At 48.2% G+C, this 25,199-nt stretch carries 24 protein-coding genes; 11 read left to right on the forward strand and 13 right to left on the reverse strand.

All coding sequences use genetic code 11. From position 1 onward, the window contains the following. Positions 1-61 precede the first annotated feature (61 nt). The 3 genes from MKY98_RS14730 to hydF are packed head-to-tail and all read left to right on the forward strand — an operon-like array spanning position 62 to position 3,337. Positions 62-652, forward strand: coding sequence for a 4Fe-4S dicluster domain-containing protein (locus tag MKY98_RS14730; protein WP_013310648.1), 591 nt, complete (start codon positions 62-64; stop codon positions 650-652). Continuing rightward, positions 649-2,097, forward strand: coding sequence for an aspartate ammonia-lyase (locus MKY98_RS14735; protein ID WP_081317575.1), 1,449 nt, complete (start codon positions 649-651; stop codon positions 2,095-2,097). Before MKY98_RS14730 ends, MKY98_RS14735 begins: the two co-directional genes overlap by 4 nt. Next, positions 2,084-3,337 (forward strand): [FeFe] hydrogenase H-cluster maturation GTPase HydF, encoded by a 1,254-nt coding sequence (hydF, locus tag MKY98_RS14740; RefSeq protein WP_069011524.1) that lies wholly within the window; start codon positions 2,084-2,086, stop codon positions 3,335-3,337. The genes MKY98_RS14735 and hydF overlap by 14 nt, the downstream gene beginning before the upstream one ends. 146 nt (positions 3,338-3,483) lie before the next feature. Here the strand turns inward: hydF and hydG are convergent, their stop codons facing one another. The 3 genes from hydG to MKY98_RS14755 all read right to left on the reverse strand — a co-directional run bounded on the left by hydG (position 3,484) and on the right by MKY98_RS14755 (position 7,871). Beyond that, the gene (gene hydG / locus MKY98_RS14745; RefSeq protein WP_013310651.1) at positions 3,484-4,896 is read right to left on the reverse strand and encodes a [FeFe] hydrogenase H-cluster radical SAM maturase HydG; all 1,413 of its coding nucleotides are present in this window, start codon (positions 4,894-4,896) and stop codon (positions 3,484-3,486) included. 49 nt (positions 4,897-4,945) lie between these two features. Next, on the reverse strand, positions 4,946-5,998 hold the full coding sequence (gene hydE / locus MKY98_RS14750; protein ID WP_256026076.1) for a [FeFe] hydrogenase H-cluster radical SAM maturase HydE: 1,053 nt from the start codon (positions 5,996-5,998) through the stop codon (positions 4,946-4,948). A gap of 256 nt (positions 5,999-6,254) precedes the next feature. Beyond that, positions 6,255-7,871, reverse strand: a complete 1,617-nt coding sequence (locus tag MKY98_RS14755; RefSeq protein ID WP_069011522.1) for an alkaline phosphatase — start codon at positions 7,869-7,871, stop codon at positions 6,255-6,257. Between the two features lie 238 nt (positions 7,872-8,109). On the opposite strand from MKY98_RS14755, the gene MKY98_RS14760 reads away from it, so the two are divergent. Next, a complete protein-coding gene (locus tag MKY98_RS14760) occupies positions 8,110-9,027 on the forward strand; it encodes a LysR family transcriptional regulator (RefSeq protein ID WP_069011521.1) in 918 nt (305 codons plus the stop codon). A 349-nt stretch (positions 9,028-9,376) separates the two neighbouring features. Here MKY98_RS14760 and MKY98_RS14765 read toward each other — a convergent pair whose 3' ends face one another. The 5 genes from MKY98_RS14765 to MKY98_RS14785 form a co-directional block, all read right to left on the reverse strand. Continuing rightward, complete coding sequence (locus MKY98_RS14765) at positions 9,377-9,505, reverse strand: hypothetical protein (protein ID WP_256026074.1); 129 nt, start codon at positions 9,503-9,505, stop codon at positions 9,377-9,379. An 81-nt stretch (positions 9,506-9,586) separates the two neighbouring features. Then, a complete protein-coding gene (locus MKY98_RS14770) occupies positions 9,587-10,390 on the reverse strand; it encodes a DUF3592 domain-containing protein (protein ID WP_069011520.1) in 804 nt (267 codons plus the stop codon). 72 nt (positions 10,391-10,462) lie between these two features. Beyond that, positions 10,463-10,882 carry a hypothetical protein gene (locus MKY98_RS14775; RefSeq protein ID WP_029517392.1) on the reverse strand — a complete coding sequence of 140 codons (420 nt, stop codon included), beginning with the start codon at positions 10,880-10,882 and terminating at the stop codon, positions 10,463-10,465. Positions 10,883-11,118: 236 nt separating this feature from the next. Next, a complete protein-coding gene (locus MKY98_RS14780) occupies positions 11,119-12,399 on the reverse strand; it encodes a helix-turn-helix domain-containing protein (protein ID WP_029517391.1) in 1,281 nt (426 codons plus the stop codon). A gap of 22 nt (positions 12,400-12,421) precedes the next feature. Further along, positions 12,422-13,240 (reverse strand): carbon-nitrogen family hydrolase, encoded by an 819-nt coding sequence (locus tag MKY98_RS14785; protein WP_069011519.1) that lies wholly within the window; start codon positions 13,238-13,240, stop codon positions 12,422-12,424. 176 nt (positions 13,241-13,416) lie between these two features. Here MKY98_RS14785 and MKY98_RS14790 point away from each other — a divergent pair, with 176 nt between their 5' ends. The 7 genes from MKY98_RS14790 to MKY98_RS14820 all read left to right on the forward strand — a co-directional run bounded on the left by MKY98_RS14790 (position 13,417) and on the right by MKY98_RS14820 (position 20,795). Continuing rightward, complete coding sequence (locus MKY98_RS14790) at positions 13,417-14,598, forward strand: pyridoxal phosphate-dependent aminotransferase (RefSeq protein ID WP_029517389.1); 1,182 nt, start codon at positions 13,417-13,419, stop codon at positions 14,596-14,598. 241 nt (positions 14,599-14,839) lie between these two features. Continuing rightward, positions 14,840-16,045 carry a glutamate 5-kinase gene (proB, locus tag MKY98_RS14795; RefSeq protein ID WP_069011518.1) on the forward strand — a complete coding sequence of 402 codons (1,206 nt, stop codon included), beginning with the start codon at positions 14,840-14,842 and terminating at the stop codon, positions 16,043-16,045. A gap of 12 nt (positions 16,046-16,057) precedes the next feature. Continuing rightward, entirely contained in the window at positions 16,058-17,350 is a 1,293-nt protein-coding gene (locus tag MKY98_RS14800) for a glutamate-5-semialdehyde dehydrogenase (RefSeq protein ID WP_039271142.1), read from the forward strand. A 39-nt stretch (positions 17,351-17,389) separates the two neighbouring features. Then, a complete protein-coding gene (gene proC / locus MKY98_RS14805; protein ID WP_069011517.1) occupies positions 17,390-18,256 on the forward strand; it encodes a pyrroline-5-carboxylate reductase in 867 nt (288 codons plus the stop codon). Next, positions 18,253-19,464, forward strand: a complete 1,212-nt coding sequence (locus MKY98_RS14810) for a 2,3-diketo-5-methylthiopentyl-1-phosphate enolase (protein WP_069011516.1) — start codon at positions 18,253-18,255, stop codon at positions 19,462-19,464. Before proC ends, MKY98_RS14810 begins: the two co-directional genes overlap by 4 nt. Continuing rightward, positions 19,461-20,138, forward strand: a complete 678-nt coding sequence (locus MKY98_RS14815; protein ID WP_029517384.1) for a 2-hydroxy-3-keto-5-methylthiopentenyl-1-phosphate phosphatase — start codon at positions 19,461-19,463, stop codon at positions 20,136-20,138. The genes MKY98_RS14810 and MKY98_RS14815 overlap by 4 nt, the downstream gene beginning before the upstream one ends. Beyond that, the gene (locus tag MKY98_RS14820; RefSeq protein ID WP_029517383.1) at positions 20,139-20,795 is read left to right on the forward strand and encodes a methylthioribulose 1-phosphate dehydratase; all 657 of its coding nucleotides are present in this window, start codon (positions 20,139-20,141) and stop codon (positions 20,793-20,795) included. A gap of 239 nt (positions 20,796-21,034) precedes the next feature. On the opposite strand, the gene MKY98_RS14825 is transcribed toward MKY98_RS14820, so the two are convergent. The 5 genes from MKY98_RS14825 to MKY98_RS14845 all read right to left on the reverse strand — a co-directional run bounded on the left by MKY98_RS14825 (position 21,035) and on the right by MKY98_RS14845 (position 25,088). After that, positions 21,035-21,646 (reverse strand): flavin reductase family protein, encoded by a 612-nt coding sequence (locus tag MKY98_RS14825; RefSeq protein WP_069011515.1) that lies wholly within the window; start codon positions 21,644-21,646, stop codon positions 21,035-21,037. Between the two features lie 165 nt (positions 21,647-21,811). Next, positions 21,812-22,594 carry a hypothetical protein gene (locus MKY98_RS14830; protein ID WP_069011514.1) on the reverse strand — a complete coding sequence of 261 codons (783 nt, stop codon included), beginning with the start codon at positions 22,592-22,594 and terminating at the stop codon, positions 21,812-21,814. A 1-nt stretch (position 22,595) separates the two neighbouring features. Continuing rightward, positions 22,596-23,861 (reverse strand): multi-tm2 domain protein, encoded by a 1,266-nt coding sequence (locus MKY98_RS14835; protein ID WP_069011513.1) that lies wholly within the window; start codon positions 23,859-23,861, stop codon positions 22,596-22,598. Positions 23,862-23,955: 94 nt separating this feature from the next. Next, positions 23,956-24,426, reverse strand: a complete 471-nt coding sequence (locus MKY98_RS14840; RefSeq protein ID WP_069011512.1) for a hypothetical protein — start codon at positions 24,424-24,426, stop codon at positions 23,956-23,958. Then, positions 24,423-25,088: an RNA polymerase sigma factor gene (locus MKY98_RS14845; RefSeq protein ID WP_069011511.1), complete on the reverse strand. Its 666-nt coding sequence runs from the start codon at positions 25,086-25,088 to the stop codon at positions 24,423-24,425. Before MKY98_RS14845 ends, MKY98_RS14840 begins: the two co-directional genes overlap by 4 nt. Positions 25,089-25,199 lie beyond the last annotated feature (111 nt).

The following is a 25,199-nucleotide window of genomic DNA, read 5'->3' on the forward strand; positions in this document are numbered from 1 at the left end:
CGTTAAGTTTTTTATGCTGTATACATTATATTTGTCGTTAGTTAGAGAGGAGTCGAATTGTATGAACCGTTTTGTTTTAGCTGATCCCGACCAGTGTATCGGATGTCGTACCTGTGAAATCGCATGTGTCATCGCACATTCAGCGGAGAACCCTTTTATCTCACCAGATGATGAGTTTCATTTTCACCCTCGTCTGAAGGTTATTAAATCATTTGGAGTCACTGCACCCGTTCAGTGTCGTCACTGTGAGGATGCCCCATGCGCTAACGCTTGTCCGAACGGCTCCATTACGAACGCAGATGGCTGCATTCTCATTAACAGTGAAAGCTGCATTGGCTGTAAAACCTGCATGATCGCCTGCCCTTACGGCGCGATTACCATGGTACCCGAGTATCGAAACGGGCAGCCTGTCGTTCAAGACGGACTGTACACCAATATGTCAGGCCGTTTGCAACCCAAAGAACGCATGATTGCCAGCAAATGTGATTTGTGCGAAGGTGTGGACGGCGGCCCGGCCTGCATTGGTAAATGTCCAACACAAGCCCTCAAGCTGGTCGAGCCAGATCTGGTTCATGCTCGGGTTGAGGAAAAACGCGCTGCAAGTGCACGTCAGCTGCTGCATATGACACGCATTCCGGCAACAGGTCTATGACTGAAGGTTTCCCTCTACCTACAAATACGCGAACCGAGCGGGATGCGTTAGGAGAGATGGAAATTCCCGCAGACGCCTTTTACGGTATTCACACCGCACGCGCGATGAACAATTTTGCGGTCAGTGGCAGGCCTGTGAACCCAAACCTGATCCACGCTCTTGTGTTGGTAAAAAAAGTAGCCGCTCAAGTGAATGGAGAGCAGAAACGGCTTCCTGTCCAACGGGCCTCTGCCATTGTATATGCTTGTGATGAAATACTCGCCGGGAGACACCAACATATGTTTACCGTGGATGCTATGCAAGGCGGCGCAGGCACCAGTACCCATATGAATGTAAATGAGGTCATTGCTAATTTGGCCATCGTACAGCTAGGAGGCAGACCAGGGCAGTATGAAATTGTACATCCGCTGGATGATGTGAACTGCTGTCAGTCTACGAATGATGTCTATCCCACAGCGCTACGAATTGCAGCGATACGGCTGCTTCGGCCTTTATGTGACACAATGTCTTCGTTACAGGATGCTTTACAGCACAAAGAAACAGAATATGCCGACCTACTCAAGCTAGGCCGCACTCAGCTAATAGATGCCCTGCCCATGATGGCCGGGCAGGGCTTTGGTGCCTATGCAAAGGCTATAGCGCGCGACCGCTGGCGTCTCTATAAGGCCGAAGAGCGGCTGCGGGAAATCCCTATTGGAGGCACGGCGATTGGCACAGGTATGAATGCGCCCCGCGCTTACAGCTATCGTATGGTCGAAAAACTGGCGGATGAGACCGGCTTTGGACTGAGTCGCAGCGACCACCCGATGGATCCGATTCAAAATATGGATGTCTTTGTGGAGGTGTCCGGTCTACTCAAAGCAGCCGCCGTGAATCTGTACAAAATATCTGGCGATTTTCGCCTACTGGCCTCTGGTCCTTTCGGTGGTATTGGCGAATACACTCTGCCTCCAGTTCAGGCCGGATCCTCTATTATGCCTGGCAAGGTCAATCCGGTAATAGCTGAAATGGCAGGACTAACAGCCATGCGTGTGATAGCCGAAGATGCGGCTATCACTATGGCCGCTGCCTCGGGTCAGTTGGAGCTAAACGCATTCCTGCCGCTGATTGCCGAATCGTTGCTGGAATCGCTACATATTCTGAACAGCGCGGTTCGACTATTCGAAGAACGATGTGTGCGTGGCCTGATCGTGCGTGAGGAACGCTGTACTACAAATCTGCGTAACTCAGCCGTGATGGCTTCCGCGCTGGTCGCGGAGCTTGGCTATGATGAAGCTGCCTCCATTGCATCTGCAGCTATTGCGCAAGGTCGCGCACCAGAGGATATTGCAGAAGATCGCGGCCTACTGACCCGTTCGCGGATTGACCAATTGTGCCATCCCTATACAGTAACCAAGCCCGGAATTCCGGGGCAGGAAGAAGGAACTCACCATGGGAATGAATGATACCCCTCGCAGCAACCGACCACATATCGTCCTGCTCGGTCGCCGCAACGCAGGCAAATCTAGCATTCTGAACACCCTGACCGGTCAGCCCGCCGCTGTGGTATCTCCTGTAGGAGGAACGACCACGGACCCCGTTTTCAAACCGATGGAGCTGCTCCCTGCGGGTCCCATTGTTTTGGTAGATACCGCCGGACTGGACGATGAGGGTGAGATCGGAGAGCTGCGCCGCAACAAAACGCTCGAAATACTTAATAGTACAGACTTGGCCCTGCTGGTCATCGATGCTACCGTTGGAGTCGGACCATTCGAGTATGAGCTACTTGAAAAGCTCAGCATCAAAAAGATTCCTGTTATTGGGGTATTGAATAAGATAGATACCCTTACTGAATCAGATAAAACGGCTACAAAACTGGCAACTGAACTGGATCTCACTCTGATTCCTTTTAGTGCATCTTTGCTCCGGGGAGACACGGAACTAAAAAAGGCTATCACGAATACACTCCCCCAAAACGAGGATCGTTTCCGTATCGTCGGTGACCTGTTGTCACCCGGCGATGTTGTTGTGCTGGTCGTTCCCATCGACAAAGCTGCACCAAAAGGCCGATTGATTCTGCCACAGCAGCAAACAATCCGCGATACACTAGAGAGCGATGCCATCGCCGTAGTGACCAAAGAACATGAACTACGATTGACGCTGGAGAGATTGGGACGCAATCCTCGCTTGGTTATTACTGATTCACAGGTTTTTATGAAAGTAGCGGCCGACACGCCCAAGGATGTGCCTCTCACCTCTTTTTCCATTCTATTTGCCCGTCATAAGGGCGATCTGGACGAACTGGTACGAGGTGCAAGAGCCATTGATCGCCTCAAGGATGGAGACCGCGTACTCATTGCCGAAGCCTGCACTCACCAATGCCAATCTGACGATATTGGCCGAGTGAAAATTCCCCGCTGGCTCCGCCAAACGATAGGCAAACGTCTTATCATCGAGCATGCATCCGGCTCCAGCTTCCCTGATGATCTGAGCGAATACGCACTGGTTATTCATTGCGGTGCATGCATGCTCAATCGGCGTACGATGCTTCATCGAATGTCGGAAACGAAAGCTGCCGGAGTGCCGATTGTGAACTATGGTATTTTCATCGCTTATGTACAGGGGGTCTTTCCCCGTGCTATTGAATGCTTCCCATCTGCTATGCTGGCATGGGAGCAAGCTGTAGAAGCCGGCAGTTATTCCTAAAAGACTTTATCTCGTCATTCATATTTTTTCCAGACACACAAAAGCAGCCGCGCTGATTTCAACGCGACTGCTTTTTATTTTCAAGTTCTATTATAAATCATGAGAATTTTCATTGCGTAAAATGATACTACGAATAATATAAATTGCTAAAAATACAAATCACGCTCGCCTGCTTCCAGTCGTTCCAGTCTGTCAAGTGTCAAACGGCGCGTCGATTCACGTGGTATACGCTCCAGATTCTCTCGCAGAGCGGCAGCCCCCAGTTCACGCGCCTCCTCGTCCCCATAATCAAGCAGATATTCTTGGAAGGTCAGCAGTGAATTCGGCTGGCACACATTATGAATTTGTCCTGATTTGGCAAGCTCCATGAAACGATCTCCAGTTCGCCCCTCGCGGTAGCAAGCTGTGCAGTAGCTCGGCATATATCCGCCACGGCACAGACTTTTAATAATTTCCGATGGTGAGCGATGATCCCCTACCTCAAATTGAGGCTTATCATCAGTTTCCTGTTTTGCATATGCCCCTACGCCTGTAGCTGAACCTGCACTAATCTGCGACACGCCTAGACCAATGACGCGGTCCCTATATTCCGGCTCCTCGCGCGTGGACAGGATCATACCAGCATAAGGGACAGCCAGTCGAAGAACGGATACAATTTTCATAAAATCCTCATCGTTGACCAGGTACGGATATCGCTCCAGATCTACATTTTCAGCCGGACGCAATCGTGGAACTGAAACCGTATGAGGGCCACAGCCAAAGGCTTCTTCCAAGTGCTCGGCATGTTTCAGCATCGCTACGGTCTCATAGCGGAAATCATACAAGCCGTACAACACACCGATCCCCACATCATCTATACCCGCACGCATGGCTCTGTCCATGGCGGTAGTATGCCAATCAAAGTCCCGCTTTGGTCCCTGTAGGTGGAATTTACGATAGCTTTCCCGATGATACGTTTCCTGAAATAAAATATACGTTCCAATGCCCACCTCTGCCAGCTTCCGATAGTCCTCTTCGGTTGTGGATGCAATATTCACATTGATCCGCCGAATGCTGCCGTTATCCACCTTGACCTCATAGATCTGGCGCAGACAATCGACGATATAGTCAATGGGACAATGAACTGGGTCTTCTCCCGCTTCCAGCACGAGTCGCTTGTGTCCCAGTTCTTGAAGCACTCTAACCTCCTCCACCAATTCCTCCGGTGTCAGACGGCTACGAGTAAAGCTGTCATTGGTATGTTTATAACCACAATATTCGCAGTTATTCACGCAGTGGTTGCTTACATATAAAGGGGCGAACAACACAATCCGGTTGCCATAAATTTGCTCTTTGACTGCCCTCGAAGATTTGAACATCTCTTCCAATAATTCAGGATCATCCACATGCAAAAGAGCCGCCGCTTCACTCGCACTCAGTCCCCGGCAGGCTCTCCCCTTTTCTAAAATTTCTAAAATACGGTGTCGATCTGTTGCCTCTTGTTTCCCCTGCTCCACTGCTGCCATAATCTCTGCTTCATTAATAAAATCCGCCGACACTTTCTCCCGTACTCCACTCACGTATACCCATCTCCTTATTCATGGTTACTGCAATGTTTCCGTCATAGCCTCACAAAGTTTCCTGTCTCATAAGTTGTCGTTGCACCCTCAAACTATCACCGCGCCCCATATCGACTTCAAATCCCGCTCCACGAATCCGCAGTTCCAGGCAATGACGACATTGGGCAGACTCATCTCCCAAACATATTTTATTCTCATAAATCGCATACTTAGGCCTCACCGCCAGTGGCGACAAATTGGGCATCACCACATTTGCCCCTGCCTGAAGCGCCTTCTCCCTGCCTTGGGGATGAATCGTTCCCATTGCCGTGGACGCCGGAATAAGTGCATCTGGAACAACCAGTCGGGATAACGAAATAATATCGAGAGCTTTTTCCATGCTCCCCTGACTGGCATTCCGAAGCGGCGTGTTGCTATGCGGTAAAAAAGGACCAATCCCGATCATATCTGGTGACAGGCTATGCAGATAGACCAAATCGTCTGCTAATTCACTATTTGTTTGTCCTGGTAACCCCACCATACATCCGGCCCCGATCTGAAAGCCGATTCGTTGCAAAGCCAGCAGACGGCTGCGCCTGCTTTCCATCGTCATCGTCGGATGCAGCTTGGCGTACAAAAGGGGGGAAGCTGTCTCATGCCGCAGCAAAAAACGGTCCGCGCCCGCCTCGTATAATTGCTCATAAGTTTCATCATCTCGTTCACCGATGGACAGTGTGACTGCCACATCCGCGAAACGGCTTTTAATTTCTCGAATCAATTTCGTCAGCCGGGCTGCTGTAAACCAGTAATCTTCCCCACTTTGCAGCACAAAGGTCCGATAGCCGAGTTCATAGCCCTCCGCACAACAGACCAGAATTTCTTCCGGCTGCAAACGGTAACGATCTGCCTGTTTATTCGAAGCACGTAGCCCACAGTACATGCAGTCCTGACGACATATACTGGAGAATTCAATTAATCCCCGTAAAAAAACACCTTTGCCATAGCGCTCCAATTTGGTGCGAGCTGCCAGGTGCCTCAGTTGAGCCCGCAGCGTCGGCTCATCGTCCAAACGTGTCAGCAACTCCATCATTTCCGTATGCGTCCATTCCTTGCCGTCAGCCAGACGCAGTAATAATTCGTCCGTGACTCATCCCTTCTTCCCTCGTCCATCCGGACTTCACATCATCGGCGGCTTGTACCGTACATGTATATTCTAGCAATATCGAAGAAGATGTAACGTGACTAGTTTCACAAAAAATCCCATTTTATAAAAACCTTCTTCAACTTCCGCCTCAAAAAATACACATTTAGCTCAACACACAAAAAAGCTGTCTCTTCCTCTAATGGAAGAAACAGCCCTTGTCGAATGGTTCTGCATATTACTGAATCAAATCAATTGCCTGCTGGGGTACAAAATAATCAACACCGTTAAATACAACTACACCGTTGAGCGTGGTATTTTTACCATTCAGCATAGCAATATTTTTGTATACCGGAAGCTCCAGCTTGTTACTGCCTTTGGTCACTGTAATGACTTTCGTATCCGCAGTAAACTTGGCTCCTTTAGCTTCAAAAGCGGCTTTTGCAGGAACAAAAAGCTGCTTGCTGACTGTATCCAAGTCCAGTCCAAGTACACGTGTCATATACTTATTTACATCCGTATTGTCGATTACACCGGATGGACGGTCTCCGTTCGGCGCGTACGTGTACAACACGACATCGCCTCCTGTATGTCCGCCTGTAGTCCAGCCAATATTCGCACGTTTGCTAATGATCGGTCCGACAGCATAGTTCATGCTGCCTTCTTTGGCATCTTTAATGGTTTTCACTTCTTCGTCTGTCAAATCGGTGATGCCAAAATACGTGGAAAGCACCTCTTTAATATTGCTGCGATCTGCATTCAGCTTGGCTTCCAAGCCTTCACCCGTCAGCTTCGCTTTTTTCAGCGGGTCTATAAAAGAAGCTAAAGGCGTTTTGTCATAATTGCTAGTTGTATCGCTGCTACCAATCGTCAATCCACCGTTTCCGTGGTCTGTCACTGCTACGACGACAGTATTTTGGTTTTGTTTGGCGTAATCCACAGCCACTTTCACCGCATCGTCAAATGAAAGCACGTCACTAATAATTCCGGTTGGATCATTTGCATGGGCGGCCCAATCCACTTTACTGCCTTCTACCATTAAGAAGAAGCCTTTATCGTTTTTGGACAACACATCAATGGCTTTCGATGTCATTTCCGCCAGACTAGGTTCCTTGGATGCATCGCGATCCAGGTTATACGCAAGGGCTTCGGGAGAAAAGCTGCCCCAGAGCTTGCTGGAGGTCGATTTTTTCAACCCTTCAGGTGTCGTGACAAAGTCATAACCCTGGTCTTTAATTTGGGCTACCAAATCTTGGCCATCTTTACGCCCTGCTGCCTCCAAAAACTTGCCGCCTCCACCTAACACTACGTCAACCCCGTTGTAGGCTTGCTGCATGCTGAGTGCATCATAATTTTTACGATCAGGATAATGTGCGGTAAAATCAGCTGGTGTCGCATGCATAATCTCGGAAGTCGCAATAATTCCGGTCGATTTTCCTGCCAGCTTGGAAGCCTCAAGAATGGAAGCTACAGGCTTTTTGGCGTCACCCCCTGCAATGGGTTGTTGTCCAGGCATTGTCGCCTCATCAGGAAGGACACCCACATACCCAGTATGAGATTTATGTCCTGTGGCAAAAGCAGTACCCGCTGGAGCAGAATCGGCAATTGGAGCATCCGCAGAATGCGTACGCACCATGCCGCTTGCCATGCTGTCTAACGTTAAGGAGGATCCTTTGTACCATCTAGCCAGTGCAGTGGCGTCATTAGCCATACCGTCTGGAATCAAAATAATTACGTTTTTAATCGACGTGTCCTTTTCGACTGCCATCGCCGTCCCACCGCTTACTGCTAGCATCATCGTCGCTACGAGTGCAGCCACCGATTTTTTCGTATGTAGCCCCCAACCTTTTAGCATTCATTTTCCTCCCAGACCTTTTTTGTACAACCAGAACTAAGATTAATTATGTTTTATCAGGAGAATGTTAAAGGAATTCATTATCTATATTAAAAGACGATATTTGTGACAAAACGCTTCATCTATATAAAACTTGTGACACATGAGATTCGTCAGGACTGGGCATTTAATTTTATTATTGTATAATCAGTCTATGATGTAATAGGAAAAGCTTATAAGATAAGGAGCATGAAATTCGATGGAATTCAGACAGCTTCAGTACACCCTGCAAATTGCAGCGGAAAAAAACTTCTCACGCGCAGCAGAAAAACTGCATATTGCTCAGCCTTCTTTGAGCCAACAATTGTCCAAACTAGAAAAAGAACTTGGGGTACTTTTATTTCAACGCAACACCAGCACGGTGGAATTAACACATGCAGGAGCAAGCTTTGTAGAAAAGGCAAAAAAAATAGTTGATGCAGTCGAGCAGCTCCGGCAGGAAATGGACGATATTTCTCAACTGCGAAAAGGGAAGGTCGTCGTTGGCAGTATGCCTATCACAGGCTCCCATTTGCTGCCGCATGTGCTGCCTGTATTCAAGAGGGCTCATCCAGACATTGAAATCGTGTTAGTCGAAGATTCATCCATGAATCTGGAGAAAAAAACGGCAAGTGGCGATACAGATCTCAGCCTGCTCTCTCTTCCCTTAGTAGAACCTACACTTTCTTATGTACCCATCGGTGAAGAATGGATTGATCTCGCTGTTCCTCCGGGTCATCCCCTAGCCCTGCGTAAAAATGGTACCCAGCCGCAGCCAGTGCATATGGAAGAACTGAAAGACGAGCCTTTTGTCGTCCTAAAAAAAGGGCAAGGCTTTCGCAAGCTGACGATGGATCTATGTCATCAAGCAGGCTTTGAACCCAATGTGGTGTTTGAAAGCACTAATATGGAGACCCTTCAATCGCTCGTAGCGACAGGTATGGGCGTGACACTCGTCCCACGTTTTATCGCACGGGCCGCCAGTAGCGAGTTTGTTCCAGCATTGCTGCCACTCGCCGAACCTACTCCCAGCCGCACCCTAGCGATTGCTTACCGGAACGGACGCTATTTGTCTAAAGCTGCCGAAGCTTTTATTGATACCTTCCGAGAAACAGTCGAGCAACTTTCTCAAAAGTAGCCTCGAACGTGAAAAGGACCGTCTTCCTCCCCAGCCCAAGCTAGTGAGGAAGACGGTCCTGGGGCTTCGCCCCTATACTTTCAATACTGCAATTAGATCACGGGTTCGATTACACTGTTGCGATGTTGCTTCCATCTGTCTTCAACGAACCACATTTCATGTTCATTTGAAATTCATGTCAGCCTCGCCTGATTACTCTACGCTTGCTCGGAAACTCCACTTTATCCATCCCGCATCACTTCTTTCCTTAAGGTCTCTAGTCTTGGTATCCAAGAATGTCCTACCTCAGTTCCAATGTGCTGTGTGATCCCAAAGTGTCTGTCCTCGCCTTGTTGTGATCAGGGTCTCCCTAGATGTGGGGACTTTTGTCCTGATCATAGCCCATTTCATAGTTGTTTCCGACAACCTGTCTATTTAAGCCTCTCGGCCGTGACAGGCCATCCCTATTCGCCAGTTCGGATCTACTTTGGTTATCCATCGTTATCAACCTCCTGGTGTCGGGATACTATTATAATACACCTATAGGCTGTATCTGAAACAGGTATCATAAAAAACTTTTTTATGATCGAGAAGAACCAAATGCTTGCTGTACCTCGGCTTCACTCACTTGTGTTTTAAAGACCAATTTCGAAGGATCTTGAGGTGAATAAATGACCTTTATAATGCTTCCTTGCTGCAGCTTGGATAGTTGGGAAGAAAAAACATCCTTTTGCGTGGTTACATTAAAGGTATCGCCGTTGCTTTTCGTTACACTCAGCGTAAATTGAAGCTTAATTTTATCGGATCCCGCTTCACCCATGGGTGTAACATCCAGCACCTTTGCATATGCCTGCTCACCGGTTTTGGCAATTTCCATCAGCTCGGGCGATACGCCCTGCTTGACCATTTGCTCATTCATTAACGCTTGCAAATCCATCTGCGACACCTGCCCTTTCAGGTCAAGTCCTACTTTCTTTTTGTCTTTCTCCGATATTACGAGTGGAATGATCGAGCCTGGCTGAAATTGAGCCATGGAAGTTAAAGGAATAATCGTTGTCAAAGCAGTATCATATTTGTCTTCTCCCTGTTTGGTTACGGTCAACCCAAGTTTTACCTGCGGCTGATTGTTTACATAAGTCCCTGTTTGCTGAACACTAGTAATGATCCCTACCCCAGGAGCACCCTTCTTGACTTTACCCCCTCCGAAAAACGCACCTATAATACCAGGTAGAAATATAAGCGCAAAGCCTGTATAAATTAACGGCCTGAACCATGGGGCATCCATAATCAAAAATGGATCATTCCATAAGTAGTTAGCCAAGAATGGTGAGAAGCCTACACCAAACACTAGAAGTACCCCGATCATACTCAAAAATCCTTTCATCCTTCAAAACCCCTTTTCAATCATCTGTTTAAAATATATGTCAGCAAGATAGGGTGAAACACCTCATTCATTTTACGCTGTCACCAGACCCATATAGATCAGCTCTGATGGATTTTTCGGGTTGCTTCCCAGACCCACCGTATCTCCAGGCCGCGGGATTTGCAGCTTGGATACGAGCGTTTCCAACGTTTTTTGGTATCGATTGCCGTTAATTTCTGTCACATCTAGCACTAGCACTACGATCGGATCAAAATTCACGAGCTTCCCGGTATCTGTTACCGAAATAATAACCGCAGTCGCTGCCATCGCCAAACCACCGTTAGCCGCTGTTTGAGCTTGTCTTGCCGAATTTAGGCTTTGGTTGATCTGTTCCCGATGCTCTTTGGGTACTAGACCTTTCATAAATAAGCCTGACAGGCCTTTATTCATCAGTTGGTCTGCTTGTTCTATCGCATCCTGCTGTTTTTTCTTTTTACCGAAAAAGTTCATCATGTGATTGCACCTCGTATTTTGTATTGTCGTACCTTATGAATTCAGTATAGAAGACGGTTCCTGACATCACAATACGTTTTGGCACATACAAAAAAACCGGAAAAACAGGAGCTGCAACCTGTATTTTGTCGGTTTATTTTTGAACTTTGGCACGGTTCGCACAAAATTTTGCACACTTCCGAGTATTCTTTCGAACAATCTATCCGATAGTTTTGTGAAAAGCGAATGATTTCTGACTATTTTTTTCTTAAAAGATAGACCAGTTTACGATAATACGCAGATGATTCTTTATAACGACGACTGTCCTCGGACACCACAGCCAGCGTTTCATATAACTGTTCAAGCCGCGCTGGATGCTGAAGAGCTTCAAAATAAGGCAAGCATTGCAAGGCATGCATCCAAAAGGCGTCCTGATTTCCCTGAGCAAGCGCAAGCTGGCTTTCATAAAAATCAAGCCCCATTTGCTGATCTGTTGTCAGATTGGTTTGGCGAAGCTGATCCAAATGCTGTGAGAGAAGGCCCCAATTTTTCCGCACAAACGCAATCTCACAACGATATATCAGCGTAACGGGCAGCATCATCTGCTGCATTTCCTCCCGCTCCCGACTCACCAGCGCTTCAAAACGCCCTACTTCCTCCAATGCCTTGTCCAGCTCTCCAATCGATGTCAGCATAATAATCCGGTTGTTCAGGATGGTCGTGAGCATATCTGCCGCATTTTCCAAATAGACTAGATTGGCCTCAGCCATAGACAGCGTTAACAGTGCTTCCTGTACAGAACCCATGGCAAAACAATATCCGCTGTAAGCTACATACAGGCCCGTCAAACGGTGAAAAAGCCGATCATCATACACCCTTCGCATCGTCTGCTCGAATACCTGCTTCGCCTGATCAAATTGCTTAACCTGAATGCAGGCCTCCATCATAATGTTTTGCGCATTGAGCCAGTTTTCCGTCCCCTCTTCCACCAATCGGATTAACTGCGTAACGTTATTCAGCACATCATAATAATGATTTTTAGAGCGGAGATACTGGATTTTATAAAATAAAATTGCTTTTTTTAGCGGTGCGGGCAGCTCCACCTCATCCGAACGACCAAACTTCTCCAAATAAAAATTCAAATAGGTTTGATGTAAATATTCATAGGCCGTTGGGTCATTTAATTGCTGGTAATAAACGGCCTTCATCAAATAAGTCGTCATTTCCACTACCAGTGAATCGTTGCGATCCTCCAGCTGATCCACATAGCCTTCCGTGGCAGGATTAGCCAGCTTGGACAGCTCTGTAAAAATCTTATCCGCTGTAGCCAGCGTTTCCTCATCCTCTGCCGCTGCACGTAAGAGGTACGATGGGTTTACACCTAAACGCCCAGCAATTTGCTCAGCCAGATCCTCTGCTAACGGGTAACGGTCGGCCAGTATATTCGCAAAATGTGCAGGTGTCACCAGCCCGTCTACCAGCTCTTTACGGGACAGGTTTTTCTTTTTACACAAAAATTCAATGCGTTCCTTAAGCATGGAGTATTCCTTTCTACACTGATTATCGGTCATACAGTGAGGGACGCCGATCTTCAAACACCGGAATACGACCACGCACGTCCTGCACCAAGGCAGACTCAATCGTTCCTGTGAGAATCTCCTCCTGCTCTCCGCCCTCAGCAATGATTTCTCCCCATGGATCAATAATAAGTGAATGCCCGAAGAAATCAGTTTCTCCGCTGCGACCTACCCGGTTACAAGCAATGACATACATTTGATTTTCTATAGCACGTGCGGTCAGCAAGGTGCGCCAGTGATGCAGCCGAGGATGAGGCCATTCTGCGGGTACGATCAGCAAATTCGCGCCCGACAGAGCCAAACTGCGGGCTAGTTCAGGAAACCGGATATCATAGCAGATCGACGCACCTGCCTGAATCCCATCATCCAGTGCGAATAAAACCTTTTCTTCGCCAGGCTGCAAATATTTTTCTTCATCCATAAGTCGGAATAGATGAATTTTGGAATACGAAGCAACCTCTCTGCCTGTTCGGTCAAAAACAAGCATCGTATTATACACATGACCGTCGCTTTTTTTCTCTGCGATCGACCCAGCTACTACGTTCACTTGGTGGGTGGCAGCGAATGCTGCTATCCATGCCCGGGTCTCCGTTCCTTCCTTGTCCGCCAGCTCATGAATGCGCTCCAAGGCATAGCCTGTGTTCCACATTTCTGGCAGGACAATCAGATCCGGCCTCAGTTCGGCTTTCATCGCTTGTTCCATTAAAGCTCGGATATGACTGCGGTTTTCCGGGGGATTTCCTATCTCTATGTGAGCTTGTATGAGTGCAACACTGAACGGCTGAGCTTCCTGATACGTCAAAATCCTTCATCCTCCTTGTGAGCCGGAGCTTCTCGTGACCCATTGTCCGGTATTTTCTCCCATCATAGCCCGATCAGTCTGGATTACGCAACCATGCAAGCTTAATTCCCCCTATACAGCTCGGTAAAATCGTGATAGATTATTTCTTAAACTATTCCAAAAGGTCGTGTACATGGATGACTCATTTTTCTATTCCTTCCTCTGACGTCATGAAACAGTTACCCACTCAATTTTTTGCCACACTTGTACAAAATGTAAACCGTGAAATCGCGGCGGGGCATGATGTCATTAATCTCGGACAGGGGAACCCCGATACCCCCACTCCTTCTCATATTGTAAAAGCTTTGCAGGAATCAGCAGATAACCCGCTATATCATAAATATTCGCCATTTCGCGGTTATAGCTTTCTCAAGGAAGCCGTTGCCCAGCGCTATCAGGAGGATTACGGTGTAACGCTCAATCCTGAAACCGAGGTCGCCATCCTGTTTGGCGGGAAAACAGGCTTGGTTCAGCTACCGCAAGTTTTACTCAATCCCGGCGATATGTGTCTCGTCCCTGATCCCGGTTATCCGGACTACTGGTCAGGTGTAGCCTTGGCTAAAGCGGAAATGTCTTTTCTGTCATTAAAGGAAGAGAATCGTTTTCTGCCCGACTATGAAGCCATTTCCGCGGAAGACCGCCGCCGCGCTAAGCTAATGTTCCTTAACTATCCGAATAATCCTACCTCGGCTACTGCTCCACTTTCCTTTTACGAGGATACGGTTGAATTCGCGCAACGTAACGGCATTGTGGTTGCCAGTGATTTTGCCTATGGCGCTATTGGATTTGATGGCGAACGTCCGGTAAGCTTCCTACAGGCTAAGGGTGCTAAAGACGTGGGGATTGAGTTCTATACCTTGTCCAAAACGTACAATATGGCGGGCTGGCGTGTTGGTTTCGCGCTCGGTAATGCCGAAATCATCTCGATGATTAACCTGCTGCAGGATCATATTTATGTAAGCTTGTTTGGCGGCATTCAGTCAGCGGCTGCGACAGCCTTAACGGCCTCGCAGAACTGCGTAAGCGAGCTGGTTGCCCGTTATGAATCGCGCCGTAACGCTTTTTATGATGCACTTGGGCAAATCGGCTGGAAGGCGACACGCCCAAGCGGCTCCTTTTTCAGTTGGTTGCCTGTGCCGCAGGGCTATACTTCTACTTCTTTTGCTGATCTGTTGTTGCGGGAAGCCAAGGTGGCTGTCGCTCCAGGGATCGGCTTCGGGAGTGGCGGCGAAGGATATGTGCGAGCGGGGCTGCTGAGCTCAGAAGCTCGACTGACCGAGGCGGCTGATCGAATTGGCAAGCTAAACCTGTTTGGTTAATCCGTATTTTCCAGCTACAACTTCTTTGCCAAACCTGGTCTTTTCGTGGTATTCTGTATCCAATATCATTTAGCGCGTTGAAGGGACTATTAAGAGAGACCCGGTCCTGTTCAGAGAGTAAATTCCGATAGGCTGCAAGAATTTACCTGGACTCTCTCCCAACTCCTATCCCCGAGCGCCCTGCGCAATCAGGCGGCCCCTGCCGTTAACAGGTTTCAAGTGGGATGATCATGAATCATCAATGAAGGTGGTACCGCGGAAGCACAAACTTTCGTCCTTTGCATACAAAGGATGGAAGTTTTTTTGCATTAAAAAGAGTAAAATTAAGGAAGTGGACGTCATGTCAACACGTATCGTCATTAAAATCGGTAGCAGCTCTCTAACTGGAGTGGAAGGTGGCTTGAATCGGGAAGCCATCGCTTATTTTGCCCGGGAAATCAGCTTGCTTCGTGCAAAAGGTTATGAAGTGCTGCTGGTTACATCAGGCGCAGTAGCCGCCGGATTCAGAGAGATTGGGTACCCGTTTCGCCCTAAGCTGCTACATGAAAAGCAGGCGGCAGCGGCTGTTGGCCAAGCTCTTCTCATGCAGGCCTATGAGCAGGCTTTTAAAGATTTTGACCTAGTGATCGCGCAGGTTCTGCTTACCCGTAGTGACTTTTTGATCCGCAAACGGATGAACAATGCCGGAATGACCGTAGAAGAATTGCTGCGCCAGCAGGTTATCCCGATCTTTAACGAAAATGACACGGTATCAATTGACGAATTGAAATTCGGCGATAACGATATGCTGTCCGCGCTGGTTGCCAATCTGGTCAAAGCTCAGCATCTGATTATCATTACGGACACCGATGGCGTATATACGGCAGATCCGCGCAAGCATCCGAATGCCGTACGTTTTGAACGTATCGAAGAAATTACAGAGGAGATTTATGCATTAGCTGGAGGTTCTGGATCGTCTGTAGGTACTGGCGGCATGCGATCCAAGATCGAAGCTGCCAAAGTCGCTACACGCGGCGGTGTGCCTGTATATGTGGGACGTGTAAGCGCGAATGGCGATCTAGACGCAGCCGTTGAAGGACACGGACCGGGAACATATTTTGACACTCACCTCTCTTCACTTCCGATGAAAAAACAATGGCTTGGATTTATGTCCACCCCTCTGGGCGCGGTGCATGTAGACGAAGGGGCCGAGGACGCGCTGGTTCACGGAGGACACAGTCTACTTCCGGTTGGCGTACGACGTGTCGAGGGCAGCTTTCATGCCGGAGATGTCGTTGAGGTGCTCGGACCGGAAAATAAAGTGTTAGGACGCGGCATCGTCAATTATGACGATGAACAGCTTCGAATGGTACAAGGATTACCGAGCGGTGAGGTTGTGGGCAAAATTGGTCCCATTCACCGGCTTGAGGTGATTCACAGGGATGAATGGATTACATTATGTATGTAGGGAGGCCGTAACATGAGTGATTTAACGACAAACACAGCTACAACCGAGGAGAATCAGTTTAGCGAAGTACGAACCAAAGCGAATCTTGCCAAAAAAAGTGCCGGGGTCATGAATCGCCTGACTACAGCACAGAAAAACGAAGCATTGCTTGCTATGGCTGAAGCTCTAGTAAACCATACTGAAGAGCTGATTGCAGCAAACCATAATGACCTGAAACATGGACGGGAATTGGGAACATCGGAATCGCTGCTCGACCGCCTCACGCTGACCGAGGACCGAATCGGGGCAATTGCCGAAGGATTACGCCAAATTGTGGCACTACCTGACCCGGTCGGCGACACCCTTGAGCAAATTGAACGTCCAAACGGTCTGCGAATTGAGAAGATACGTGTGCCGCTGGGTGTCATCGGCATCATATATGAAGCGCGTCCAAATGTAACCGTGGATGCCGCGGGCCTGTGCTTGAAAACAGGTAATCCGGTTGTGCTACGCGGTGGTTCGGCCGCCCTCTTCTCCAACCGCAAGATTATCGAAGTACTCCAGCAGGCATTAGACGCAACAGCTGTGCCACGCGAGGCACTTCAACTTATTGAAGATTCAGACCGTGCCTCGGTCAACGAAATGCTCACCTTGAACGGCTTGCTGGATGTAATTATTCCACGTGGCGGGCGTTCACTCATTCAAAATGTTGTTCAGAACGCTACCGTACCTGTCATCGAAACCGGAGCAGGTGTGTGCCATACCTTTTTGGACGCTACAGCGGATGCAGCAATGGCCGAAGCGATTACACTGAATGCCAAGGTGCAAAGACCGTCCGTGTGTAACTCGATGGAAACACTGCTCGTACACTCGGATTATGCAAAAGCACACTTAACAGGATTGGCAGAACGCTTTCGTGATGCGGGGGTCGAGCTACGCGGCTGCGCACGCACACGAGAATTGGCTCCTTGGGCTGTTCCTGCCACAGAAGAGGACTATGGCACCGAGTATAATGATTACATTATGAACGTCAAGGTCGTGGACAATTTGGACGAAGTACTGGAGCACATTGCCCGTTACGGTACGATGCATTCTGAGTGTATTGTCACCGAGGACCAAGCCCATGTCGAGCGTTTTCTGCAAGAAGTGGACGCGGCAGCCGTGTACCACAATGCCTCTACCCGCTTCACGGATGGCTTTGAGTTCGGGTTTGGTGCCGAGATCGGAATCAGCACACAAAAATTACATGCCCGTGGTCCAATGGGATTGCCTGCCTTGACTTCAACCAAATATCGCGTGTACGGTACTGGACAAATCAGGGAATAATAACAAAAATCAATCCGTATCCTTGGAGGTTATGAATCTATGTGTGAATCACAAACGAAAGTTTTAATTAACGAGCAAATTACGTTTTTCGGGGCAGGATCAATGGCAGAGGCTATTATTCGTGGAATGACGGCTCGTTCTGTCGTTAAACGTAGTGGTATTACCGTTATCAACCGCAGTAATCAGGCTCGTCTTGAGGAACTCCAAAAGCAATATGGAGTCTTGTACCAAACCGAGGATGCCGCCAAAACCGAGCTTCTGCGTCGTTCTCCAGTCCTTGTGCTTGCCATGAAGCCCAAGGATGCTGCACAAGCACTTGGACAGCTCGGCCCACTTCTGTCTGATGAGCAGCTGATCATATCGGTCATCGCTGGATTGTCCATTCGTACGATGCAAACCTTACTGGGTCGCAAGCAGCCGATCGCACGGACGATGCCCAATACATCCAGCTCGATTGGGCTGGGAGCTACAGGCATTAGCTTTTCCAAAGAGATCAGCGAAAACCAGCGTAAAAATGTGCTTACGATGTTCGAATCTGTAGGTACGGTGACGGTTATAGAGGAAGAGAAAATGGATGTTTTGACCGGGATATCTGGAAGCGGCCCTGCCTATGTCTACTATCTGATGGAAGCCATGATTGCCGGGGGAATTCGTGGTGGCTTGACCCCTGAGCAAGCGCACGAACTAACGGTGCAAACCGCGCTTGGAGCGGCACGCATGGTACAGCAAACCGGAGAGGAGCCTTCTGCCCTTCGCCACAAAATCATGTCTCCTAATGGCTCTACGGTAGCTGCATTGGAAATGCTGGACAAAGGTGACTTCTATGAAACGGTGATTGCGGCGGTGCAGCGGTGCGCTGAACGATCCCGCGAGATGGGAGCTGTACTCAAGGAGGGAATTGAATGAGCTATTGCTTGGCGACCTACCGGGTATACGATGACAAAGCCGATTTTAACCAAAAGGCCCAATCTATTGCCATCGGCATGACGGTGGGCAGCTGGACTGAGCTCCCGCAAGCCAAACGGGACGCGATGCAAAAGCATCTTGGCTCGGTTCATTCTGTGGATATTCACGATGGAGGTCCTGGTGAACGGTACGCCGACCTGACCATCGCTTACCCGGATGTCAACTTCAGCCGGGATATTCCCGCACTGCTGGTCACAGTCTTCGGCAAAATTTCGATGGTCGGCCGAATTAAACTAACGAAGCTGGGTTTCTCGGAAGCCTTCCGCTCTGCTTTTCCCGGACCGAAATTCGGTATCAGCGGCTTGCGCGAGCAGCTCGGCGTGCATGATCGCCCTCTGCTCATGAGCATTTTCAAATCTGTGATTGGCCTCAATTTGGACGAACTTCGTGAACAGTTTACCCGGCAGGCTCTCGGCGGTGTCGATCTGATCAAGGATGACGAGATCTTGTTTGAAAATGCGCTGACACCAATTGAGAAACGAGTCGAAGCCTGCATCAAAGCTGCCGAAGCGGCTGAGCGCGAAACCGGTAAAAAGCTGCTGTATGCGGCTAATTTAACGGGGCCGACCTCGCAGCTTAAGACGCAAGCTCTCAAGGCCATCGACGCGGGTGCCAACGCGTTACTGTTTAACGTGTTGGCCTACGGTTACGATGTGCTGCATGAACTTAGCAGCGATCCCGCCGTCTCGGTGCCAATTGCTGCTCATCCTTCGTTGGCGGGAGCTGCTTATCCGTCGCCACATTATGGTATATCGGCGTCCGTTCTACTTGGTCAGCTTATGCGGCTGGCTGGCGCTGACCTCGTCCTCTTCCCTTCTCCCTACGGCTCAGTGACGATGCCGCGTGAGGAAAACATGGCGATCCGCGATGAACTGATCACCCCTGATCTACCGCTGAAGGCCAGCATGCCTGTCCCTTCCGCAGGGATTCACCCGGGCCTCGTGCCGTTAATTGTACGTGACTTTGGTACTGACGTTGTTGTCAACGCCGGGGGTGGGATTCACGGCCATCCGCTAGGTACAGAAGCCGGTGGGCGCGCCTTTGTGCAGGCGATTGAAGCCGTACAGCAGAATGTCCCGCTGGCAGAATACGCCCGTACTCACCCCGAGCTGCAATCTGCGCTTGACATATGGGGAGGTGAACGATGAGCACAGCAAAGAAGCCCGTCATTTTTTGCGATTTTGACGGGACAATTACGAACAGCGATAATATTGTCGCCATTATGAAGCATTTTCAGCCTGCAGGCTGTGAGCCCATCATGCATCAGATCGTAAATGGGCATACATCCATTCGTGAAGGCGTAGGTGCGATGTTCGCCTTGATGCCTTCGGAGCAAAAGGGCGAAATTATCTCATATGTACTTGGACAAGCTGGTATACGCGAGGGCTTTGCACGCTTTTTGGACTATGTACGGGAGCAGCAGATTGAATTTTTCGTTACCAGCGGCGGCATTGATTTTTTTATTGATCCATTGCTAAAACCATTCGATATTCCACACGACCACGTCTATTGCAACAAAGCAGATTTTTCCGAGGAGCGCATCCAGATTACGTGGCCGCATCCATGTGAGGAGCCGTGTACAAATGACTGCGGCATGTGTAAAACGACTGTGATTCGTCAATACTCTCCCGAACAATATGAACGGATTTTGATCGGCGACAGTCTGACCGATTTTGAAGGAGCTAAAATTGCCGATCTTGTGTACTCCCGTTCGCATCTGACTTTAAAGTGTCAAGAACTTGGCGTACCACATGTACCCTTTGAAACATTTGATGACATTATCGAGGATTTAAAGCAAAAACAGGAGCAAGGGGTGCTGTAAATGAGTTTTAACTTGGCAGACATTTCATTGGAAGAAAAACGCCGCGCACTGGAAGAGCTCGCTGATGTCAAAGAACTATTCGCATCTCGCAACTGGTTCCCAGGCACAAGCGGTAATCTGTCGATCCGAATCGGTGACTTTCACCCCGAACAATTTTATTTTGCAGTTACCGCCAGCGGCAAGGATAAGACCAAACGCACTCCTGAGGATTTTCTGTTCGTAGACCAATACGGAAAAGCAGCAGAAGCCACAAACCTCAAGCCAAGTGCAGAGACGCTCATCCATTGCGAAATTTACCGCCTGACAGGCTGTGGAGCAGTTTTTCATGTGCATACCGTGTTTAACAATCTGATTTCCGAATATTATGGTGAGCAAAGCGCTGTACCTATCCAAGGTATTGAGCTGATCAAGGCTTTTAACATTTGGGAAGAAAATGCTGCGATTGATATTCCTGTGCTGCCTAATTACGCGGATATTGCCTCGATTGCCAGGCTGGTGTCTGGTGTACTGAATGATCAGGTGCCTGGAATTTTATTGCGTAACCACGGCATTTATGCGTGGGGCCGTGATGTATTTGAGGCTAAAAAGCATTTGGAGGCGTTTGAATTTTTGTTTGAAACGACGTATCGCTCCCTGCTGCTGAAAACTTTGAAGTAAATAAACTCATAAGTCTCAAAGATGTGTATCATTATTAGTAAAAGCGGTTATTGAATATCGAGAACGGGCCCTGAGCGAAAAGCACGGTACGTTCTCTTTTTTATTAAAAAAGTTCCACTTGGCTCTCGAAACACCACAATAATATCAACATTCAGATTAAACATTGCCTTCATAAAGGAAATGTGATGAATAAGAATCCTTCCGATGTAATTTAAGGCGTGCTGTAAAAAAAGCGCCCCCTATTGGGGACGCTCCAGCGTGAATTGCTCTCCTAGCTTCGCATAATTGTTCCCAGCCAACCGACTTACTGGACGCAACTCCTTAGCAATCACATACGTATTTTGGTACGCTTCCTCGGATAAATGATACTGCACTACGCGTCCGATTAACAGATCACAAGCAGGTGTGTCCTCCTTGCCTCCTAGCGGTATCACCTGTTCCAGAATACATTCCATGCGTATTTTCGCTTCTGTCACACCGGGAACTGCGATTTTTGTACTTTTTATCGGGGTAAGGCCTGCCAGTGTAACCTCACTCTCCTGCGGAGACAGACGGGAAGCCGTCACATTCACCGCTCCCACATTGTCCTCGTCTGTGATATGTACGACAAAAGCTTTATGCTCCATCGCATTACGTGTTGTATCTTTGGATACTCCATCGACACGTTGTACGGATACAGACAGCAGTGGCGGCTCGGAAGCAACGATGGAAAAATAACTGAACGGCGCACCATTCAGCACCCCTTCGCTGCTCAAAGTCGTTACAAAGGCTACCGGCCTTGGAATAATACTTCCGGTCAACAGCTTATAATTTTCACGCCCTGTAAGCGTATCAGGATTCAACGAAATCATTTTTCTCCCTCATTTCCGATCACAATCGCTATTCGACTGCACACCATCAAGTTTCGCCTGATAAGCAAATGCACCATTAGTTAGCGACATGGATGACATCTCAGACTTCCTTTTCAAGTATCGCGTGAATGATACAAAATGTAAAGTTGGAGCCGGAAAATCTCCCTATTTTTCAATTATATTTCCTCGGCTATCGCGCACAGTAACCGTAATTCCCTCAGGTACAGCAATCGTAACATCAAGCTGCTGTTGAGTCTGCATAAACCGTGTCGGAATTTGACCCAGTAATACATACAAGGTATCGCCGATTTGCTTGGTCTGATATAAATCTTGACCCTTTATTTCGTCCTCTTTGCCTGTGTATACATAACTTCCGAACACATGCACTTCCGGTGAGCTGGTTGCGTCAATTTTGACCGCATAAGGATCTTCTCCCTGTACAATCACTTTGTTCACTTCGGCAGGCAGTTTTTCATGCCAGTCTGGGAGAACCCTTGTTTCCTGAACCGAACTCATTATTTCTCTGACTTGCGGAGTGATCCCCAATGAACTGACCAAGGCAAATCCGATACAGCAAAAAACCAATACCGCCGTAATAAACATACTGAATACATCATAACGAATACGCTCACGCGTCCCCTTCCAAGCAGTATACATTAAAATTTCCAAACCTAGCAAAACAAAAACGACAGGCCACCAGGTCAAAGCCTGGTCCAGTATGCCCGCTCCCCAAAACTTGGAGGCAAACGTTATGCTCCCCAGCAGGACGAGGAAAAGTCCCATGGACAGCCTTCCGACTTTCCACACCCCTGCCGGAGCGTTTGACGCTTTAGAGGAATTATTTTTGTTAGATGATGTACCCAATATACCTGTGGAGCCTCCTCCATCGCTCTGAGGATGATGGGCTCCCTTAAAGGGAGCCTCACTCTTTGAAAATTCAGTATCCATTCTATTGCTTCTCCTTTACTCGTTTAGATTTGGAATTCCCGATCATCATCCAAATACCACCGCCGATCAACAATAAGGATACGATAATCGTTCGTAGATACATGTCAACCAAATTATAAATCTCTCCATTCGGAAACAGACGTTCCAAAGTAGGAACTAATACGTTGATTAAGATGTAATAGGCTCCTAGCAATAGTAACCCCAAGCCTACCCAGCGGTGATATTGTGCAAACATACCGATCACAGGCTTATCGATCAGCGGCTCCCGTCCATAACAGCTTACTTGCTGCAACGCATCAAAAAAGCTATAAAACCAGACCACCGGAATCAGGAACAAAAAAAGTGAAAGATGCAGCACGTCCAGTACATAGATGCCTCCTAAAAACAGAAGCATGAGCTGGAGTCCACGCTTTTGCATACCGATATACATATGTCCAGCACCGGGAAATACCGATAAAATGGTAGCCAGCATTTTACTCCGCCGTCCCTCGACTCTTCCATATTCCAGTTCCTCAAACAAAGTACGGTCCTGAAGCATTTCTCCCGCTTGTTTGCGATGTACATGCTGCACCGCATCAAACATGCAATACAGCCAAATGATCGGTAACACGCCCGCAAACGCCAAAAATCCGGATTCGTTTGTAATGCTGGTAATAAAAACGAGGATCGCTCCAAAGCCAAAGAAAGATAGCAGAAAAGACAAACCACGCTGCATCAGCCCCAAATGAAGGTGTCCCAATCCAGGAATGAACGACAGCAAAATCGTAAAAAAGCGTTCATTGTCCGATCCCTTTTGAAAAGCTGGTGATCCTGCCATACCATGGTGTCCTTGTTGATAATAGTTATAGCCCGGACCATATCCCATTCCTGCTCCCGGCGCATCCGTATCTGAGTGTGTTGCCTCCTCCGGTACCTCTCCTGTTAAACCAGCCTGTCCATAAGGTCCGCTTTGCGAGTAAAAACCATATGGGTTGGGTCCTGCATGAGGAGGATATGGAACAGCAACTGCACGAGGATCATAACGCAACAAGCTAATGATGATATGCAGCATACTCAGCCCCCATAAAAGGGCAGCAATAAACAAACTCACCACAAAAGGCGCTCCGTCACTTGCTATCACTGAAAAAAATATTCCTCCTGCCAGACATCCGAAAAACAAAATGGTGTATACAAACGCGTTGGCTTTTCTGGTCCAGTAATAGTGTCCCACACCGGGAATGATGTTCAATAGAAATGCCAAGAGCTTGCTTCGTTCCGTATAAGGCATCGCTACACTTCCTTTCTATTTATGGAATTTTAATGAAGTCCCCATCTGAAGGTTGTTGTTTTTGAGTTTTTCGTCTCACCCTTTATCCGAAGATTTAGGGCTTTAATTTATCGAGCCAGGTCGTGGTAGCTCGCATGACCTCTTCACTGTAAGAGACGCGCTCTTTTGGAGGAATCGGCTTTCCGTCTGTTTGCGGCATCATTTTGTCAAAGGCTCCACTGGACAACAAGATCAACGTTAGGCTTGCGGCGACAACATAGTGAAACACAGGTTTTTCAAACCAGCGGCGTTTTTTAAACATAACTTGACTCGGTTCAGCTTCTAGCTCGGGAAGAACGGCCATTACCTGATCTGTGAAGCGATCCGTATCCATCCAGGCAGAATAATCTTTCATAGTTGACTCCAGTTGCTCCAGTGCAACAAGATATAACATCAGCGCCTGTTCGTCTTCCAGCAGGAGCCTTTCCAGCCGGGCAGATTCCTCTATCGTGCAAGTTCCTGCAATGTAAGCATGCCAGTCATTCGATTTCCCTTCAATCCACGGTTTATCCTGTTGGTCAGTCATTGCCATTCCTCCTCCTTCCAGTGGTTTCGAATCCATAGTCGCGCCCGGTAGAGTCTCGACTCTACCGTTTTTAAAGCTACCTGCGTCTCTTCTGCAATTTGGTCGTAGGTTTTGCCTTGCATATAGTAGGCTTGAATAATATCCCGATGTTGCTGGGGCAACTGAGCGATTTTTTGCGATAGTTCTTTAATTTGCTCCTCGCGGATGAGACGAGCCAGCACATCCTCATCCCGGGAAGGGAGCTGTACAAGGGATTGTGCGACGTCTATTAGCTCTGCGGGGCGTCTGTCCTGTTTGCGCTTAGTATCCAGCGCTTTGTGGAGCGCAATTCGGCTCAGCCACGTTTTAAAACCTTCGTTCCGGTACTGGGGGAGAGACTTGTACACCTGAACGAATGCCTCCTGCGCGGCATCTTCTGCTTCCTTGCTGTCATGCAGCACCGAATAGGCGATATGAAATACATGCTTGCTGTACAGCTCTACGATCTCACGGAACGCCTGCCGGTCACCAGACCGTATTCGTTCAATGATTCTCTCTATATCAATGACGCTCTCCCCCTTCCCAATACTATAGACGCCAGGAAATTTCCTTCCCCTGCATATTTCGAAAAAATAATTTAAAAAGGACACACCCTCCTGACGGAATGGTGTGTCCTCTATCATTAAAGCCTATTTACTCGTCTTCATTTCGGCTTATCTCACGCGCACAGGCGATATTCCATGTTGTCCTCATTGCACAATAGCCAATCTGCAGTAACAGCCTTCATATATAAG

This window comes from Paenibacillus sp. FSL M8-0228, assembly GCF_038007385.1.
Taxonomy (GTDB): domain Bacteria; phylum Bacillota; class Bacilli; order Paenibacillales; family Paenibacillaceae; genus Paenibacillus; species Paenibacillus polymyxa_D.

What these genes read in the sequence shown, in the direction of transcription:
- MKY98_RS14735 (WP_081317575.1), top strand. Translation starts at nt 649, where the DNA reads ATGACTGAAGGTTTCCCTCTACCTACAAATACGCGAACCGAGCGGGAT.
- MKY98_RS14770 (WP_069011520.1), bottom strand. Translation starts at nt 10,390, where the DNA reads ATGAAAGGATTTTTGAGTATGATCGGGGTACTTCTAGTGTTTGGTGTA.
- MKY98_RS14810 (WP_069011516.1), top strand. Translation starts at nt 18,253, where the DNA reads ATGAGCTATTGCTTGGCGACCTACCGGGTATACGATGACAAAGCCGAT.
- MKY98_RS14755 (WP_069011522.1), bottom strand. Translation starts at nt 7,871, where the DNA reads ATGCTAAAAGGTTGGGGGCTACATACGAAAAAATCGGTGGCTGCACTC.
- proC (WP_069011517.1), top strand. Translation starts at nt 17,390, where the DNA reads ATGTGTGAATCACAAACGAAAGTTTTAATTAACGAGCAAATTACGTTT.
- MKY98_RS14820 (WP_029517383.1), top strand. Translation starts at nt 20,139, where the DNA reads ATGAGTTTTAACTTGGCAGACATTTCATTGGAAGAAAAACGCCGCGCA.
- MKY98_RS14775 (WP_029517392.1), bottom strand. Translation starts at nt 10,882, where the DNA reads ATGATGAACTTTTTCGGTAAAAAGAAAAAACAGCAGGATGCGATAGAA.
- MKY98_RS14760 (WP_069011521.1), top strand. Translation starts at nt 8,110, where the DNA reads ATGGAATTCAGACAGCTTCAGTACACCCTGCAAATTGCAGCGGAAAAA.
- MKY98_RS14790 (WP_029517389.1), top strand. Translation starts at nt 13,417, where the DNA reads ATGACTCATTTTTCTATTCCTTCCTCTGACGTCATGAAACAGTTACCC.
- MKY98_RS14825 (WP_069011515.1), bottom strand. Translation starts at nt 21,646, where the DNA reads ATGATTTCGTTGAATCCTGATACGCTTACAGGGCGTGAAAATTATAAG.
- MKY98_RS14835 (WP_069011513.1), bottom strand. Translation starts at nt 23,861, where the DNA reads ATGCCTTATACGGAACGAAGCAAGCTCTTGGCATTTCTATTGAACATC.
- MKY98_RS14730 (WP_013310648.1), top strand. Translation starts at nt 62, where the DNA reads ATGAACCGTTTTGTTTTAGCTGATCCCGACCAGTGTATCGGATGTCGT.
- MKY98_RS14840 (WP_069011512.1), bottom strand. Translation starts at nt 24,426, where the DNA reads ATGACTGACCAACAGGATAAACCGTGGATTGAAGGGAAATCGAATGAC.
- hydF (WP_069011524.1), top strand. Translation starts at nt 2,084, where the DNA reads ATGGGAATGAATGATACCCCTCGCAGCAACCGACCACATATCGTCCTG.
- MKY98_RS14845 (WP_069011511.1), bottom strand. Translation starts at nt 25,088, where the DNA reads ATGATAGAGGACACACCATTCCGTCAGGAGGGTGTGTCCTTTTTAAAT.
- MKY98_RS14765 (WP_256026074.1), bottom strand. Translation starts at nt 9,505, where the DNA reads ATGGATAACCAAAGTAGATCCGAACTGGCGAATAGGGATGGCCTGTCA.
- MKY98_RS14830 (WP_069011514.1), bottom strand. Translation starts at nt 22,594, where the DNA reads ATGGATACTGAATTTTCAAAGAGTGAGGCTCCCTTTAAGGGAGCCCAT.
- MKY98_RS14780 (WP_029517391.1), bottom strand. Translation starts at nt 12,399, where the DNA reads ATGCTTAAGGAACGCATTGAATTTTTGTGTAAAAAGAAAAACCTGTCC.
- MKY98_RS14800 (WP_039271142.1), top strand. Translation starts at nt 16,058, where the DNA reads ATGAGTGATTTAACGACAAACACAGCTACAACCGAGGAGAATCAGTTT.
- proB (WP_069011518.1), top strand. Translation starts at nt 14,840, where the DNA reads ATGAAGGTGGTACCGCGGAAGCACAAACTTTCGTCCTTTGCATACAAA.
- MKY98_RS14815 (WP_029517384.1), top strand. Translation starts at nt 19,461, where the DNA reads ATGAGCACAGCAAAGAAGCCCGTCATTTTTTGCGATTTTGACGGGACA.